At 64.0% G+C, this 15,133-nt stretch carries 15 protein-coding genes and 1 tRNA gene; 13 read left to right on the forward strand and 3 right to left on the reverse strand.

Going from position 1 to position 15,133, the window contains the following annotated elements; translation table 11 throughout:
• Positions 1 to 8: 8 nt before the first annotated feature.
• Positions 9 to 767, reverse strand: coding sequence for an acetoacetate decarboxylase (locus tag AC628_RS06845; protein ID WP_074125966.1), 759 nt, complete (start codon positions 765 to 767; stop codon positions 9 to 11).
• 265 nt (positions 768 to 1,032) lie between these two features.
• Between AC628_RS06845 and AC628_RS06850 the strand changes: the two genes are divergently transcribed.
• From AC628_RS06850 to AC628_RS06905, 12 genes are all read left to right on the forward strand, one after another.
• Positions 1,033 to 2,094, forward strand: a complete 1,062-nt coding sequence (locus AC628_RS06850) for an AraC family transcriptional regulator (RefSeq protein WP_083632657.1) — start codon at positions 1,033 to 1,035, stop codon at positions 2,092 to 2,094.
• Positions 2,095 to 2,395: 301 nt separating this feature from the next.
• Positions 2,396 to 3,478: an AraC family transcriptional regulator gene (locus tag AC628_RS06855; RefSeq protein ID WP_245321068.1), complete on the forward strand. Its 1,083-nt coding sequence runs from the start codon at positions 2,396 to 2,398 to the stop codon at positions 3,476 to 3,478.
• Positions 3,479 to 3,657: 179 nt separating this feature from the next.
• Positions 3,658 to 4,467: an esterase/lipase family protein gene (locus AC628_RS06860; RefSeq protein ID WP_074125967.1), complete on the forward strand. Its 810-nt coding sequence runs from the start codon at positions 3,658 to 3,660 to the stop codon at positions 4,465 to 4,467.
• A gap of 60 nt (positions 4,468 to 4,527) precedes the next feature.
• Positions 4,528 to 4,968 (forward strand): phasin family protein, encoded by a 441-nt coding sequence (phaP, locus tag AC628_RS06865; protein WP_245321069.1) that lies wholly within the window; start codon positions 4,528 to 4,530, stop codon positions 4,966 to 4,968.
• A 36-nt stretch (positions 4,969 to 5,004) separates the two neighbouring features.
• Positions 5,005 to 5,772, forward strand: coding sequence for an SDR family oxidoreductase (locus AC628_RS06870; protein WP_074125969.1), 768 nt, complete (start codon positions 5,005 to 5,007; stop codon positions 5,770 to 5,772).
• Positions 5,773 to 5,800: 28 nt separating this feature from the next.
• On the forward strand, positions 5,801 to 7,510 hold the full coding sequence (locus tag AC628_RS06875) for a long-chain-fatty-acid--CoA ligase (protein ID WP_074125970.1): 1,710 nt from the start codon (positions 5,801 to 5,803) through the stop codon (positions 7,508 to 7,510).
• Positions 7,511 to 7,682: 172 nt separating this feature from the next.
• Positions 7,683 to 9,230 carry a WS/DGAT/MGAT family O-acyltransferase gene (locus tag AC628_RS06880; protein WP_083632659.1) on the forward strand — a complete coding sequence of 516 codons (1,548 nt, stop codon included), beginning with the start codon at positions 7,683 to 7,685 and terminating at the stop codon, positions 9,228 to 9,230.
• Between the two features lie 97 nt (positions 9,231 to 9,327).
• Complete coding sequence (locus tag AC628_RS06885; protein WP_074125971.1) at positions 9,328 to 10,665, forward strand: MFS transporter; 1,338 nt, start codon at positions 9,328 to 9,330, stop codon at positions 10,663 to 10,665.
• Between the two features lie 105 nt (positions 10,666 to 10,770).
• On the forward strand, positions 10,771 to 11,355 hold the full coding sequence (locus AC628_RS06890) for an adenylate kinase (protein ID WP_074125972.1): 585 nt from the start codon (positions 10,771 to 10,773) through the stop codon (positions 11,353 to 11,355).
• A gap of 11 nt (positions 11,356 to 11,366) precedes the next feature.
• On the forward strand, positions 11,367 to 11,684 hold the full coding sequence (locus AC628_RS06895; RefSeq protein ID WP_168193318.1) for a hypothetical protein: 318 nt from the start codon (positions 11,367 to 11,369) through the stop codon (positions 11,682 to 11,684).
• Complete coding sequence (locus AC628_RS06900; RefSeq protein ID WP_074125974.1) at positions 11,675 to 12,472, forward strand: SDR family NAD(P)-dependent oxidoreductase; 798 nt, start codon at positions 11,675 to 11,677, stop codon at positions 12,470 to 12,472. The genes AC628_RS06895 and AC628_RS06900 overlap by 10 nt, the downstream gene beginning before the upstream one ends.
• A gap of 67 nt (positions 12,473 to 12,539) precedes the next feature.
• On the forward strand, positions 12,540 to 13,316 hold the full coding sequence (locus AC628_RS06905; protein WP_074125975.1) for an esterase/lipase family protein: 777 nt from the start codon (positions 12,540 to 12,542) through the stop codon (positions 13,314 to 13,316).
• Between the two features lie 81 nt (positions 13,317 to 13,397).
• Here the strand turns inward: AC628_RS06905 and AC628_RS06910 are convergent, their stop codons facing one another.
• Both AC628_RS06910 and AC628_RS06915 read right to left on the reverse strand, forming a co-directional pair.
• Positions 13,398 to 14,261, reverse strand: a complete 864-nt coding sequence (locus AC628_RS06910; protein WP_210190168.1) for a LysR family transcriptional regulator — start codon at positions 14,259 to 14,261, stop codon at positions 13,398 to 13,400.
• 370 nt (positions 14,262 to 14,631) lie between these two features.
• Positions 14,632 to 14,716, reverse strand: a tRNA-Leu gene (locus AC628_RS06915).
• A 194-nt stretch (positions 14,717 to 14,910) separates the two neighbouring features.
• Between AC628_RS06915 and AC628_RS06920 the strand changes: the two genes are divergently transcribed.
• Positions 14,911 to 15,133 (forward strand): disulfide bond formation protein B (locus AC628_RS06920; RefSeq protein WP_143201470.1); only part of this gene is annotated, 223 nt, incomplete at its 3' end.

Consider the following 15,133-nt stretch of genomic DNA (forward strand, 5'->3'; position numbering starts at 1 on the left):
GCGTCCGCTCAGCGCGGCTGATCGAGATAGTTGTGGCAGCGCTTGGCGCGGGACAGCGTCAGGTCGGTCATGATGTGGCTGCACGCGACGATCTCGCGCACCGGAAAGTCGGCCATCGGTGCCAATGCGTGGGCGAACAGCTCGAGCCGCGCCGGGCCGGTCCATGCGCCCTTGACGGTGATGTCGGTGATCTCGGAGCGCAGCAGCTCGCAGATGCGTGGCTCGCCCGCCGGCTTCGGGCTGTCATAGGTCCACAGGATTTTCAGCATGAAGGTCGGCACGCAGATCTCGGCCTTCGCCTTCTCGAGGTCCACCGCACGGTGCTTGTAGCCCATCGTCGCGGTGGCAACCCGCAGCGTGCCGTAATCCATCGTTCCCACCAGCGTGTCGGAATCGACGTAGAGCCTCGGCTTGCCGATCACCTTGGGGTAGCCGCTGATTTCGCGGCCGGATGCCAGCGCCGGCAAATTGTCGAGATACATGGCGTGAAGGTATTCACCCTTCTCGTCGCCGAAGCGCACCTGGACCGCCTGGCCGCATTCGGTGTAGTCGCCAAGACCCGAGGTGTCGGGCATCCGCATGATTTCCCAGCGGACCAGCGGGTCGTCGATCTCCAGCGGCTCGGGAACCGCGGCGCGCAACGCTTCGATATCGGTACGATACAGGATGTTCAGGTATTCGCGGTTGGTGAAACGAAACGGTCCGCGGGGAAATGCCGGCGCGCCGATCGGCGTGGTCAGCTGCTTGAGAACGTCTTCCCGTCGCATCCGCTCCTCCCGTGATAACGCTTGGTCAATGCACGCCTCCGGCTGCATGCCGCTTGTCGAGCAAGGCATCGCGAGCCTAGCGATCTTGCGAAACGGAGAAAGGTGCGATTGGACCGCCGACCGGGTGACTTCCGGACGCGGAAGGCGGCGCGCAAGGCCCGCGCGATCCGATCATTGCGTCGCGCACGCGATCGGGCTTACGCTCGGAACGGTCGATCAATAGCAAGGGAGGAGCGTGCGGAATGCCAGGGGGCAAGCGGTCGTCATGACCAGGCAAGATCCGCAAGCCAGCGAACCGCCAAGTCGAACGTCAGCCGGTTTTTCGCAGCGCATCTTCCCGCCGCATTCGATCGCGGCCATTGCGGCCGAGCTTGGCGAGCAGGGCATTGATCCATCGATGGTCCTCGAAGGGACCAGGCTTGGCATCGCCCAGCTCGAGTCCCATACGACGCGAATATCGTATCGGCAGCTCGACACGGTGATCCGCAATGCGCTGCGGCTGGCAAAGGACCCCGCTATTGCGTTGCACTCGGGCGCGCGAATGCATGTCACCGCCTATGGCATGTACGGATACGCGCTGCTGAGCAGCGCAACGCACGCGGAGGCGCGCGACTTCGCGGCGCGGTACATCCGCGTGGTGGGTCCGTTCTGCGATTTTGGCCTGTCGTATAATGGTGAGAGAGTGGTGGCAACCTTCCAGCCCATGCATTGGCCGAATCCGACCGAGAGCGTGCATCGCTTCGCGGTGGAGTTCGCGCTGGCCGCGCATCTGACCACCATTCGCGACCGCTCCGGTCAGAGCTTCGGGTTTTCGCGCGTGCTGCTCGACTATGCGCCGCCGTCCACAGCAGCCTATCAAAGCCTTTTCCAATGTCCGGTGCTCTTCAATCAACTGCATTGCGGATACGAATACGCGCGCAATGACGGTCCGCGGGCGCTGGCGGATCCGCGAACCCACGCCATGGCGCGGGAGATGTGCGAGGAGATACTCGGCGAGGTCAATCGCGCCGGCGGCGTAGCCGCAGATATCCGCCGGCTCTTGATCGAGCAGCCGGGTAGCTATCCAAGTATCGAGGCGATCGCTGAGCAGCTCGACATCTATCCCCGGGCGCTGCGGCGCAGGCTCGAGGCGGAGGGGACTTCATATCGCGATCTGCTTGCGGAGGTGCGCATGCGGCTTGCGATCGAGTATCTGCGCAAGACGCGCATGACCAATGAGGAGATCGCGAGCCGGCTGGGCTACAGCGACGCGGCCAATTTCCGCCACGCCTTTTTGCGCTGGACCGGCAGGAATCCATCCGAGTTCCGAAGCGACGAGGGGCTGTAACGCCAGCATATCCAGGGCAGCTCTGTCCGTAGTTCACCGCCAAATTGGCTCAATCGAACCTTTTGTGCCGCGAAAGCGTGCTTATGCTCGGCGCCGTGATTGCGCTCGCGATCGCGTTCTCCCTACTTGGACCGCCCTCCCTCGGCGGTCTTTCTTTTGGCCGGTCCTGTCCGGAATTCACCTTCAAACAAGACCAATCGAACCTTCCGCTGCCCGGTCCGGCTTACTAGCCTCCCAGCAGGAAGCGAGGAACCGGATGGCGGGGCTGGCAAACAGACGCTGAAGGCGGACGAGGGAGCTCGTGTATCACCCGTCACCAAATCTCCTGCAGTGTCTCTACTCGCCGCAACGGATCGCTGCGGTGGTGGATGTCCTGTCCGAGGACGGGATCTCCGCGTCGCGCACGCTCGGCGGCGCCGATTTGAGGAGTGCCGACCTCAGGGATTCGTCCGTGCGCGTCTCGTATCGGCAGGTCGAGACGGTGTTTCGCAATGCGATGCGGTTGTCGCGGGATCCGGCGATCGCGTTTCGTGCCGGTGCACGAATGCATGTCCTGGCTTACGGCATGTATGGCTATGCCATGCTGAGCAGCCCGACCCGCGCCGAAGTCATTGACTTCGCGGCCAAGTACAGCCGTGTCCTGGGTACGGTCGCCGACATCGACTTTACCCGCAAGGACGATACGGTGAGCTGTCTGTTCGACCCTCTGCTCTCTCGCGATCCGGCTCATGACGTCTATCGTTTCGCGCTTGAGTTCGCCTTTGCGGCCTATCAGACGCTGAGCCGCGACATCTATGGCGGCTCGTTCCGCTTCTCGAAGCTCAGCGCCGCCTACACGGCGCCACCCCACGCCAAAACCTACGATCGCATCTTTCAGTGTCCAGTCGAGTTCGGCCAGTGCAAGAACGTGCTGGAGTTCGACACGGCCTGGATCAACCATCCGGCGGTCCGCCCCGACGAGATGACCAGGGCAATGGCGGGCCGAATCTGCCATCAGCATCTTGATCGGATCGGGCATGACGATGGCCTCGCCGCCGACATCAGGCGACGGCTCCTCGAACATCCCGGCCGCTTTCCGAGCATCGAGGCAATGGCGGCGGAGCTCGCGATTCATCCGCGGACGTTCCGCCGCAGGCTGCAGCTGCAGCAGCAGACCTACCGGCAGGTCGTCTCCGAGGTCCGCATGCAGCTCGCGGTCGGCTATCTGCGCAACACCCAAATGACCAATGACGAGATCGCCGCGCGGCTGGACTACAGCGATGCGGCGAATTTCCGCCACGCCTTCGTCCGCTGGACCGGCAAGAGCCCGTCGGACTTCCGCAACGGCCGGGCATCGAGCGTCGCGGCACGCGCGCAGGATTCGTTGGCGGATGTCCCAAACTAACCGCTCAAGCGGGCCAATTGCACCTTTTACCCATCTGACCTGCCCGATAGCGTTTTGAGACCAAAAGAATGCACGGCTGCGCGGTCGGGTTGGTATGGAGCCGCTCGCGAAGCATGGCAGCGATTAAAAATGACGGGTCGTGGGGACACTCCATGCGATCCGGGAGGGGACATTCTGACATGAACACGGCCGTCGACCGTTCCGCGCCGCCGTCGCAACTCCTGCTCGCGCTCGAGGTGCGCGGGATCTGGGAGCTGCAGGCGTTCTTCGCGAGCTATCCGCTGCTTCGGCGCGCACCGCGCGGCGATGGACATCCGGTGCTCGTATTGCCGGGGCTCTCCGCCAGCGACATCTCCACGCGACCATTGCGCGCCTACCTGAAGGCGCAAGGCTATGCGGTGCACGGCTGGAAGCTCGGCCCCAATCGCGGACCGCGACCCGGCGTCGAGGCCGCCATGGACGCAAGACTGGCCGAGCTCGCCGAGCGATACCAGCGCAAGGTCAGCCTGATCGGATGGAGCCTTGGCGGGGTCTTTGCGCGCGAGATTGCACGGCGCACGCCCGAGCTGGTGCGTCAGGTGATCACGCTGGGCAGCCCGTTCGCCAACGAACCGAAGGCGAGCAATGCGTGGCGTCTCTACGAAGTCCTGAGCGAACGCCGTGTCGACGACTGGCCCGATCGGGATGCGATGAAGCTGCCGCCGCCGGTGCCGAGCACGGCGATCTACTCGCGCACCGACGGCATCGTTTCGTGGTGGGGCTGCCGCGAGCAGCATGCCGACCGGACGCAGAACATCGAGGTCGAAGGCAGTCATTGCGGGCTCGGACACAATCCGGCCGTGCTCTATGCGATCGCCGATCGGCTCGCGCTGCAGGAGGCTGAATGGTCGCCATTCGACCGCAGCGGTCTGCGCGGCTTGGTGTACCCCGATCCCGATCGCGCCGACGACAGTCTCACTCTGTTTCGGTCGCGCTCATCCGCGGCCTGACGCGCAGTCCACTGGACGGCGTTTCGCCGCCATCAGCCCAATACCAGAAGGAGGACATCGATGGGGACCGATGACAGCCAATCCGACGCAATGAGCATGGGCGCGATGCCATGGCTCGGAGACCTGAAGAAAATGGCCGAGCGGTTCACGTTGCCCGGCGTCGATATCGCCGCACTGATCGAGTGGCAGCGCAAGGACATGGAGGCGTTGGCGGAAGCGAACCGGCAGGCCTACGAAGGCATCCAGGCGATGGTCAGCCGACGCAACGAGATCCTGCAGGAAACGCTCGCGCAGTGGCAGGCCGGGATGAAGGACCTCGCGAGCGGCGAAGCCATGACCAAGCAGGCGGAGAACGCCAAGCAGCAGGTCGAGAAGGCGGTCGCGAACTTCCGCGAGCTTTCGCAGCTGGAGGCGCAGGCGCGCAACAACGCCTGGAAAGTCATGCAGGACCGCATGCAGGAGAATCTCGCGAACCTTCAGAAGCTGCTGCAGCCGAAGTAGCGCTGCGCGAGAGGAGCCAACCCACCGGAGGAAGCCATGAGCCTCGCCAAGTTGCAGGACCTGACCGGCCGCGTCGCGCTCGTGACGGGCGGATCGAGAGGCCTTGGTCTTCAGATCGCCGAGGTGCTGGGCGAGCTCGGCGCAAAGGTCGCGATCACCGCTCGCAAGCACGACGAGCTCGAGACCGCGGCCACCCACCTGAAAGGACTGGGGATCGAGGCGCTGCCGGTGGTTTGCGACATGGGCAGGCTGGAGACGATCCCGCCGATGGTCGAGCATGTCGTGGCCGCGCTCGGCCCGATCGACATCCTGGTCAACAATGCCGGTACTTCATGGGGCGCCCCGACGATCGAGCACACGCTCGACGGCTGGAACAAGGTGATCAACCTGAACGTGACCGCGATCTTCATCGCCACGCAGGAGGTCGGTCGCCGCTGCATGGTGCCGCGGCGGCGCGGCAAGGTGATCAACATCGCCTCGATCCAGGGACTGACCGGCTGCTATCCGGAAGGCACGCCGACGTTGGCCTACAACGCCAGCAAGGGTGCGGTCGTCAACCTGACCCGCACGCTGGCGAATGAATGGGCACCGCTCGGCATCAACGTCAATGCGATCGCGCCGGGCTATTTCCCGACCAAGATGACCGCGCAACTCGATCAGAGTGCGACCGCGCACATGGCGCCGATGAACCGCGAGGGCGGCCCCGAAGATCTCAAGGGCGTCGCCGCGCTGCTTGCCTCCGATGCCTGTGCATTCATCACCGGCCAGACCATTGCGGTCGATGGCGGCGTCACGGCCGTCTGACCTCAGAGACCATAGAGGGAGAGATCTCATGAACGACATGCCCTGGATCCGATCCTATCCCGACGGCGTGCACTGGGATATCGAGATCGCTCCCGGACCGGTGCAGGGGATTCTCGACGAGGCCGTTACCAAATGGCCGATGCGTCCTGCTATCGATTTCATGGGCAAGCGGATCAGCTACGCCGAGCTCGGGCGGCTCACCGATCGCGTGGCCAAGGGCCTGCAGCTGCTCGGCGTGAAGCCGGGCGTCCATGTCGGCCTCTATCTGCCCAACACGCCACATTACATCATTGCGTTCTTCGGCATCCTCAAGGCCGGCGGCACGGCGGTCAATTACTCGCCGCTGGACGCCGCCAAGGTGCTCGAACACAAGATCGAGGACAGCCGCACGGATATCCTGATCACCCTCGACATGGCTGCGCTCTACCCACAGATGGCGGCGATGCTCGGCAAGACGAGATTGAAGAAACTCGTGGTCGGTTCGCTTGGTGAGATCACGGCCGATCCCGACGCCGTCATCAACGAGATGAAGGCGGCCAAGCAACTGAGCGAAGTCAACTGGGATGATCATCACGTCAGCTTCGGCCAGCTGATCCACAATGACGGTGCCTGCGAGACCTATCCGATTGCCGATCCGCGCGAGACAATCGCCGTTCTGCAATATACCGGCGGCACCACGGGGCTGCCGAAAGGCGCGATGCTCACGCACGCCAATCTGACCAGCGCGTGCCAGCAGTACCGGGCGACAACGGCGGGCTCGCCGCCGGTGCTGGTGGATGGGCAGGAGCGTTTCCTGGCCGTCCTGCCGCCATTCCACATCTATGCGCTGTCGGTGAATGTGCTGTTCGGCGTCCTGATGGGCGCCGAGATCATCCAGCATGTCCGCTTCGATCCGAAGGCCGCGCTCGAAGAAATCTCGACGAAATCGGTCAGCGTCTTCTGCGGGGTGCCGACGATGTTCACCGCGCTGATCAACCATCCTGAGACACCGAAGCACAGCCTGCGCACGCTCAAATATTGCGGATCCGGCGGCGCGCCGCTGCCGCTCGAGGTGGCGCAGCAGTTCGCGTCCATCACTGGCTGCAGCCTGAGCGAGGGCTGGGGCATGACCGAGACCTCGCCGAGTGGAACCTTCACGCCAGCGCAGCCGGGAGCGACGCGCAAGGCCGGCTCCTGCGGCATGCCGATGCCCGGCATCGTGATCAAGTTCCTCGATGTCGACAACAGCAGCAGCTACGTCCCGCTCGGCGAGCGCGGCGAAATCTGCATCACCGGCCCCAATGTGATGAAGGGCTACTGGAATAAGCCGGACGCGACTGCCGAGGTCACGACATCAGACGGGTTTCTGCGCACGGGCGATGTCGGCTACATGGATGAAGACGGCTTCATCTTCATCGTGGACCGCACCAAGGACATGCTCCTGTGCAGCGGATTCAACGTCTATCCGCGTGTCCTCGAAGAGGCGATCTACAAGTATCCGGCGGTCGAGGAGGTCGCCGTGATCGGCATCCGCGACGACTATCGCGGCCAGTCGCCGAAGGCCTTCGTCAAGCTGAAGGCGGATGCCAAGCCGTTCAAGCTCGAAGAGCTGCAGGCGTTTCTAAAGGACAAGCTCGGCAAGCACGAGATGGTGCACGCGCTGGAGATCCGCGCCGAGCTGCCGAAAACCGCGGTCGGGAAGCTTTCGAAGAAGGAGCTTTACGACGAGGAGGAGCGCAAGGCCCAGGCGCAGGCATGAGATCGCCTGCGTGAGCCGGCCGATGCGTCGAGCGGCCGAGGGAGCAAGCCCGCCCTCGGACCCCGTTCGGCAGTATCGGGCCCTGACAGGAATGCGATGACCGCGGCCCGCAAGGCTTGGGCACCGGTCGTCAGGTGCGGCGATTGCCGTCACAACGCCACGGGAGGAAAGCATGGACCAACTCAGCAGCATGGATGCATCGTTCCTGCATCTCGAAACACCGGAAACGCCGATGCATGTCGGCAGCCTGATGATCTTCGATCTTCCCGAAGGCTACCAGGGCGACTACTACGAGGACGTCAAGGAGATGCTCGGCAAGCGGCTGCATCTCTCGGTATTGCTGAATCGCAAGCTGGCGCAGATGCCGTTCCAGCTCGCCGAGCCCGTCTGGATCGAGGATGACGATATCGAACTCGATTACCACGTGCGTACCGTCACCTTGCGGCGCCCGGGCACGATGGCACAGCTCGAGCAACTCGTCGCGCGGTTGCACGCCTCGCTGCTCGACCGCAGCCGTCCGCTCTGGGAGATGTACGTCATCGACGGCCTCGCGAACGGGCAGGTCGCATTCTACACCAAGGCCCATCACAGCGGGGTCGACGGCAAAGCCGGCGTCGAGCTCGCCAAGGTGCTCTATGACGTCACACCCACGATGCGCGAAGTGCCGCCGCCCCGGCGTAAGCGTGCCGCTGCGCAATACCAGCTCGGTGTAACCGAGCTGTTGCAGGCGGCGGCCAACAACGCGGCCCAGCAGTATCGCAAGCTGGCGGAACTGCTTCCGACGGCAGCCAAGGCGCTCGGCACCGCTGCGAGCGTGATGGCCAGTCAGCGGTCGCAGAAGGGGGAACGCTCGCTCAGTCTCGGGCTGGCGCCGAAGACGGTGTTCAACGATTCCATCACCAACCAGCGCTCCTATAGCACGATGACGTTGCCGCTCGCCGACATCAAGGCCCTGGGCAGACGCGTCGGCGGCACAGTCAACACCATCGTCATGGCGATGTGCAGCATCGCGTTGCAACGCTTCCTCACCGAGCGCGGCCTGCTGCCCAAGGAAGCGTTGATCGCGATGGTACCGGTCAGCCTGCGCGCCGAGGGCGACAAGGCGATGAACAACCAGGTCTCGGCGGTGCGCGTCGACTTGGCGACCGATATCGACGATCTGCCGACCCGCTTCAAGGCGATCCATGCCTCGTCCGAGGCGGCCAAGGCAGTCGTGCGCGAGCTCAAGCCGGTGCTCGGTGTCGATGTGCCGATCACGGGTTCGCCGTGGCTGATGACGGGGCTCGCTTCGCTGCTCGGCCGCTCCAATCTTGCAAGCCGCCTGCCGGCGGCCGGCAACGTGCTAATCTCCAACGTGCCGGGACCGGGGCAGCATCTCTACATGGCGGGCGCCCGGATGGTGCACTATTTCCCGGTCTCGATCCCCTATCACGGCAGCGCATTGAACATCACGGTGCACAGCTATGCCGGCCTGCTCGAGTTCGGCCTGACCGCATGCCGACGGGTGCTGTCGCAGGACGAGTCCTACGAGATGATCGAGCATCTGCGGGCGGCGCTGCGCGAGATCGAGGCTCTACCGCAGGTCGAAATCGTCGAGTTGAAGACGCCGGGTGCCGATCAATCGAAGGTCAAATCCCCGGCGGCAGCTTCGGTAACTGTCATTCAGCCGGATGAGACTGCGCCGGTTGCCGCAAACGACAAGGCGAGCCGAGCCAGCTAGCAAGCCCGGCGGGTTGGGCAATCACGTCCCGGGCGGTCGCGGCGCGGCCGGATCGCCGCCGGGTCTCGAAATTGAAGAACATTTGGAGGAAACCGCAATGCACCCGCCCGCTGCGAGCAAGGGATCGCTATCTCTCCTGGAGAGCCCTGCGCATAAATCGCTGTTCTCGAAAATCGATTGGCGCCTGATACCGCTGTTGCTGATCGCCTATATGATCGCCTATCTCGACCGCATCAATATCGGCTATGCGCAATTGCAGATGAAGCAGACCCTGCCGTTCGACGAGGCGGTGTACGGCCTTGGTGCGGGTATCTTCTTTGTCGGCTATTTCCTGTTCGAGGTGCCGAGCAATCTGCTCCTGGAGAGGATCGGCGCCCGCAAGACGCTGTTGCGGATCATGCTGCTGTGGGGGCTGGCGGCAACAGCCATGATGTTCGTGTCGACACCGTTCCAGTTCTATCTGGTGCGGTTCCTGCTCGGTGTGTTCGAGGCTGGCTTCTTTCCGGGCGTCATTCTCTATTTCACCTACTGGTATCCGTCGGTGCGACGGGGACAGGTGATCGCGACCTTCATGTCGGCGACAACCATCGTGTCTGTGATCGCCGGTCCGCTATGCGGCTCGATCCTGAAATACTTCGACGGTGCCGGCGGCCTTCATGGCTGGCAGTGGCTGTTCCTGGTGCAGGGACTGCCGGCGCTGATCCTCGGTGTCCTTGTCTATGTCTTGCTTGAGGACAAGCCCGAACAGGCCGCCTGGCTGTCGAAGGATGAGAAAGCACTGCTCGCGGAGTCCTTCCAGCACGATGAGAAGGATGTCGAGAGCGAGCCCTCTGGGACGTTCGGGCAGATGCTGAAGGATCCCAAGGTCTATGTGCTGTCATTCGTCTATCTGCTGCTGCTCGGTGCGACCTACACGATGGTGTTCTGGCTGCCGACCCTGATCCAGAGCTGGGGTGTCAAGGATCTGTTCCTCGTTGGCGTATATGCCGCGATCCCGAATGCCGCAGGAGTGATTGGCATGATCCTGATCGGCCGCCATTCGGACAAATGGCACGAGCGGCGATGGCATTATGCCGCTTGCGTCGGCATCGCCGCTCTCGGCCTGCTGATCACGACGCTGCTCCAAGGGAACCTGGTCGGATCGATTCTTGCGCTGTCCTTTGCCGTGATCGGAATTGCGTCGGCGACGCCGCTGTTCTTCGCGTTGACCAGCGAATATCTCTCCACCGGCGCCGCCGCCGGCGGGCTTGCGCTGATCAGCAGCCTCGGAAACCTCGGTCCGGCGATCAGTCCCACGATCAACGGCCTGATCGTGCGCAGCACCGGTGACAACATCTACAGCATGTACTTCGTGATGGCGCTCTACCTGCTGTCCGGATTGCTGTTGCTGCTGTCGGTGCGGCCTGCGCCGAGTGCGCGATTGGCGATGGCGTGACAAGAGCTCGGCGAGACCCGGCCTGCGTGGCGGAGCCGGGTCACCCGCTGCTGGAAGGCCGGCGCAAATGCCGTTGACGATCGTGCGAGTATCGGGACGCGAGCGATGAGAATAATTCTGCTGGGACCGCCTGGCGCAGGCAAGGGTACGCAGGCGAGGCGCCTCGTTGAGGAGTACGGCATCCCGCATCTCTCCACCGGAGATATGCTGCGCGCCGCAGTCGATGCGGAAACCTGCATCGGACGGAAAGTCAGGGAAACTATGGCGAACGGCGGGCTCGTTCCGGATCAGCTCGTCATCGCCGCGGTGATCGAACGCATCTCGCAACCGGACACCGAACGCGGCTTTGTGCTCGACGGCTTCCCACGGACGATCGCTCAGGCGGTCAGCTTCGACGACCTGCTCGATACCGAGGGCCTTACGCTCGACCACGTCGTTGAGCTCAAGGCGGACGAAACGGTGTTGCTGGATCGGATCGAGCGAAGGGCCCGCGAAACGCGCGAGCAGGGCGCCGTGGTGCGCGCCGACGACAATCATGAAACGCTCAAGGCACGCATCGACGCCTACAATGAGCAGACGGCGCCGCTGGTCGACTATTATCGCTCGCGGAACCTGCTCAGGAGCGTCGACGGATTGCAGCCAGTCGAGGTTGTGGCCTCTGACGTCTTCAGGGCGATCGCCCAAACGTGATCGGAGATGTGATGCCGGCCGCGCGAAGTCTTGACCCGCAATCCGGACCGTCCGGCCATTTCGTCCGGATCGAGGTGCTCGAGCCTCTGCGCAAGTCGCTGGGCGAGGTGAAGGAAACGGCCGATCAATTCGAGCAAGCTCAGGCGCTGCTGCGGGCGATCGAACGGTTTTCCTGCAAATATGCCGTTGATCGGAGGAGCGCCGGCGCACCAGCCGATCCGGCCCATCGCGACCACCGCCGTCTGGTGCGCGGCAAGATTCTCGCCCGCGTCCTTCGCCGATCGCGCAGAGCTGGCCTGGCAGCGAAAGGAACGACCTTATGTCGATGAGCGCAAATGAGGGGCAGTGCGCGCTGGTGACCGGCGCGTCGGGCGGCATCGGGCTCGAGCTCGCGCGCGTGCTTGCGGCTAACCGCTTCAGCCTCGTACTGCTGGCGCGCAGCCGCGACAAGCTGCAGGACCTTGCGCGCGAGCTCAAGGCCGACCATGGCACCAGGGTGACCATTGTCGCCGCCGATCTGAGCGAACCGCTGGCGCCGCACGCAGTGTTCGATTCGCTGAACGACGCCGGCGTGCGGGTCGACCTCCTGGTGAACAATGCCGGCCTGTTGTTCGAAGGACGCTTCGGCGCAATCGGCCTTGAGGACCAGTTGCGATTGCTGCAGGTCAATATCGTGGCCATGACAGCGTTGACCCGCCTCTTCCTCGCGCCGATGCTCGAGCGCAACAGCGGGCGGATCCTGAACGTTGCCTCGGTCGCGGCATTCATGCCGGTACCCAACCTTGCGGTCTACGCGGCATCGAAGGCCTATGTGCTCTCGTTCGGCGAGGCATTGTCCCAGGAACTGAGCGGCAGCAAGATCACATTGACGACGCTGTGCCCCGGGGTGACGGACACCGGAATGGTCCATGGCACGAATCTCGGCAACATGCCGAGCATGATGATCATGGATGCGAAGACCGTCGCGCTGGAAGGCTTTCGGGCGTGCATGGCGGGAAAACCGGTCCATGTCGCGGGACTTGCCAACGAACTCGCGGTCCAATGGATCAAGTATCAGCCGAGCTGGCTGTTGCGGGCGATCGGCGGCGTGTTTGGAAAGGCCGCAACACCGGGCTGAGGACGGCCTGCTGGCCTGCATCCCCGGCCCGGAGCGCAGTTCTGGCCATCAACAACGGATATTCGTCATGGGACCTAAGGAGCAGACCGTCAAACCACCCTCGCTCGCTTTGCTTGCCGCCGAGGGGCGCGGCTTGCTCGATATTCCTGCGCTGCTTGCCGTCGCGGCTCCCCTTCTGGCGACCGCGCCGCGAGGGCAATCCCACCCGGTCATGGTCCTGCCGGGATTGGGGGCAGATGACCGGTCGACGCTCGCCATTCGCTCGTTCCTCGAGTTTCTCGGCTACCAGGTCCATGGATGGGGCCGCGGCCGCAATGTGCGCGCGCCGGATGCGGATCTGTCCGCGGTGGCGGCGCGCGTCATCGAGCTCGAACAGCAGAGCGGTTCGAAGGTCAGCCTGGTTGGTTGGAGCCGCGGCGGCATCATTGCCCGCGAGGTCGCACGGCAGACTCCTGCGTCGGTGCGCACGGTCATCACGCTTGGCAGTCCGTTCGCGGCACCGGGCGCAAGCAATGTCCGCGCGATCTGGCGGCTCCTGACCGGACAGAAATACGAGCCGCCGACACTCGCGCGGATCAGCCGCCTGGCGCAACCGATTCCGGTGCCGGCGACATCGATCTACACCCGCACCGACGGCGTGGTGGCGTGGCGCGCCTGTTTGGAGCCGGACGGCGAGCAGCGCGAAAACATCGAGGTGAACACGACGCATATCGGGCTTGGCTTTCACGCACCGGCACTTTGGGTGATTGCCGATCGCCTCGCCCAACCGCCCGGTACTTGGAAGCCGTTTCGTCCGGCGCCGCAAGTTGCGATCTGGTTTCCTGCAACGACGCGCCGCGACTAGATACTGTGAGTGCGCGTTTGCCGATCTATCGCGCACCGCTTGCCGGTGCGCGCATCTCGCCGACCATCGTCCGCAGCAGCTTCATCGCGGCGGGCGGCAACGTGCGTCCCTGGCGCGAGACCACATGGGTGCGGCCGCGATGCAGCGGGCATTCTTCAACGGCAGCGCGGTCACCTTTGCGGCATCTGCTTCCGTCATTGCGAGGCGCGAGACCAGCGCATAGCCGAGCCCCGCGGTCACGTAATGGGCAAGCGCGTCGAACGAGGCGGTCGTGAACGCGAAATTGAGGCGGACGCCTTCGCTGATCTCGGCGGCCTGGATGTGTTGGCGCAGGCCGTAGTTCGGATGCATCGCGGCTCCCGGATATGGCGCGAGATCCGCGAGCCTGAGCGGCCGACCGAGCTGGATCAGCGGATGTCCGCGCGGTACCATTGCCTTGATCGGATGCGGCTGCGAATGATGCGAGCACAGCCGATCGTCACGGGGCGGATTGAAGAGGACGCCGATATGGGCGCGTTCGCTCACGACCTGCTGGACAATCTCGTCGGTGCTCCCGATGTCGAGGCTGATCGTGATCTTCGGGTGGGCTTGCATGAAGCGGCACAGGCTGGTCTTGGCCAGCCAGTCGACATAGCCTTCACCCGTCACGACGTCGATGTGACCGGTCTCAACCTTGCGGATGCTGTCCATCTGCGCGAGCAGTGCCTGCCGTTCGCTCTGCTGGCGGTGCAGGTAGGCGGCCAGCAGTTGGCCTGCGTCGGTCGGCGCAACGCCGCGGCCCCGCCTTTCGAGCAGGCGTGCACCATACTCCTGCTCGAGCAAGCTGAGCGCCCGGCTGACCGCCGAGGCATCCATGCCGAGGGCGCCGGCGGCGCCGCGCACGGAGCCGCTATTGAGGACCTCCATGAAATAGTGCAATCGGCGCGGCTCGAGTTTAGCGTTCATCGGCACAGCCCTGATCATTGCAAGTAATGCAACGAATATTCAATTATGCGGCTATTTATGCAAGGACGCCCCGGCGGCGCCAGCACGGAGGCCAAGCAGTCATCGAGGCCCGGCACGAGATCATGAGGATGCGGCACTGCTGAGCCGAGAACAAAGGTCGCGCCCTCCGGTCCTGCTTGAAGCGGGATCGCGGCATCACTTCGGCCGAATGCGATCACGTTGCCGGGTGGCTGCTCCACGCGAAGTTGTATCGGGGAATGATTTTGGCTGAGCCCTCGGGCCGTCCGTCTTCGCTCTCGCATCGCCGGACACGCTTCGCCCTTGCAGCCTTGTCGTGGCTGCACCACGCGAAGCCCGCAAGGGCGAAGCGTGGTGCCCCTGGCCGGAATCGAACCAGCACTCCTTGCGGAACTCGATTTTGAGTCGAGCGCGTCTACCAGTTCCGCCACAGGGGCATTCGCGATGGTCCAGGCCGGTAAAGGGCCGGGGTCACGAAGCGCGGCGGACTATAGCGGCCGGCCCGTCACGGTCAACCCGCGCGGATGTGATTGTCCCGCGCCTCGACAGCGGTATTTTCACGCGATACGACCCGCACCGAGCGTGGGGTAGGAGCCTGACCCTGCCGGATGATGCTCGCAGGAGGACCGCCTTGACGACCGCCACCGCCCATCCGTCGGATGCTTCCGCCCGCGGCAATCCGGCGCTGACCTCGGCCCTGGCGATCGCCGTGATCGCGGCGGCGACGCTGGCCGGCGCCTGGTTCTTCCAGCTCGTGCTGGAGATCATGCCCTGTCCGCTCTGCCTCGAGCAGCGTTATGCCTATTACTTCGCGGTCCCGCTCGGCGCCCTGGTGGCGCTGGCGGCCGCCCGCG

The sequence above is a fragment of the Bradyrhizobium sp. NAS96.2 genome (assembly GCF_001908235.1).
Classification (GTDB): Bacteria; Pseudomonadota; Alphaproteobacteria; order Rhizobiales; family Xanthobacteraceae; genus Bradyrhizobium.

What these genes read in the sequence shown, in the direction of transcription:
- AC628_RS06875 (WP_074125970.1), top strand. Translation starts at nt 5,801, where the DNA reads ATGAACGACATGCCCTGGATCCGATCCTATCCCGACGGCGTGCACTGG.
- AC628_RS06870 (WP_074125969.1), top strand. Translation starts at nt 5,005, where the DNA reads ATGAGCCTCGCCAAGTTGCAGGACCTGACCGGCCGCGTCGCGCTCGTG.
- AC628_RS06850 (WP_083632657.1), top strand. Translation starts at nt 1,033, where the DNA reads ATGACCAGGCAAGATCCGCAAGCCAGCGAACCGCCAAGTCGAACGTCA.
- AC628_RS06910 (WP_210190168.1), bottom strand. Translation starts at nt 14,261, where the DNA reads ATGAACGCTAAACTCGAGCCGCGCCGATTGCACTATTTCATGGAGGTC.
- AC628_RS06885 (WP_074125971.1), top strand. Translation starts at nt 9,328, where the DNA reads ATGCACCCGCCCGCTGCGAGCAAGGGATCGCTATCTCTCCTGGAGAGC.
- AC628_RS06905 (WP_074125975.1), top strand. Translation starts at nt 12,540, where the DNA reads ATGGGACCTAAGGAGCAGACCGTCAAACCACCCTCGCTCGCTTTGCTT.
- AC628_RS06860 (WP_074125967.1), top strand. Translation starts at nt 3,658, where the DNA reads ATGAACACGGCCGTCGACCGTTCCGCGCCGCCGTCGCAACTCCTGCTC.
- AC628_RS06880 (WP_083632659.1), top strand. Translation starts at nt 7,683, where the DNA reads ATGGACCAACTCAGCAGCATGGATGCATCGTTCCTGCATCTCGAAACA.
- AC628_RS06900 (WP_074125974.1), top strand. Translation starts at nt 11,675, where the DNA reads ATGTCGATGAGCGCAAATGAGGGGCAGTGCGCGCTGGTGACCGGCGCG.
- AC628_RS06845 (WP_074125966.1), bottom strand. Translation starts at nt 767, where the DNA reads ATGCGACGGGAAGACGTTCTCAAGCAGCTGACCACGCCGATCGGCGCG.
- phaP (WP_245321069.1), top strand. Translation starts at nt 4,528, where the DNA reads ATGGGGACCGATGACAGCCAATCCGACGCAATGAGCATGGGCGCGATG.
- AC628_RS06890 (WP_074125972.1), top strand. Translation starts at nt 10,771, where the DNA reads ATGAGAATAATTCTGCTGGGACCGCCTGGCGCAGGCAAGGGTACGCAG.
- AC628_RS06895 (WP_168193318.1), top strand. Translation starts at nt 11,367, where the DNA reads ATGCCGGCCGCGCGAAGTCTTGACCCGCAATCCGGACCGTCCGGCCAT.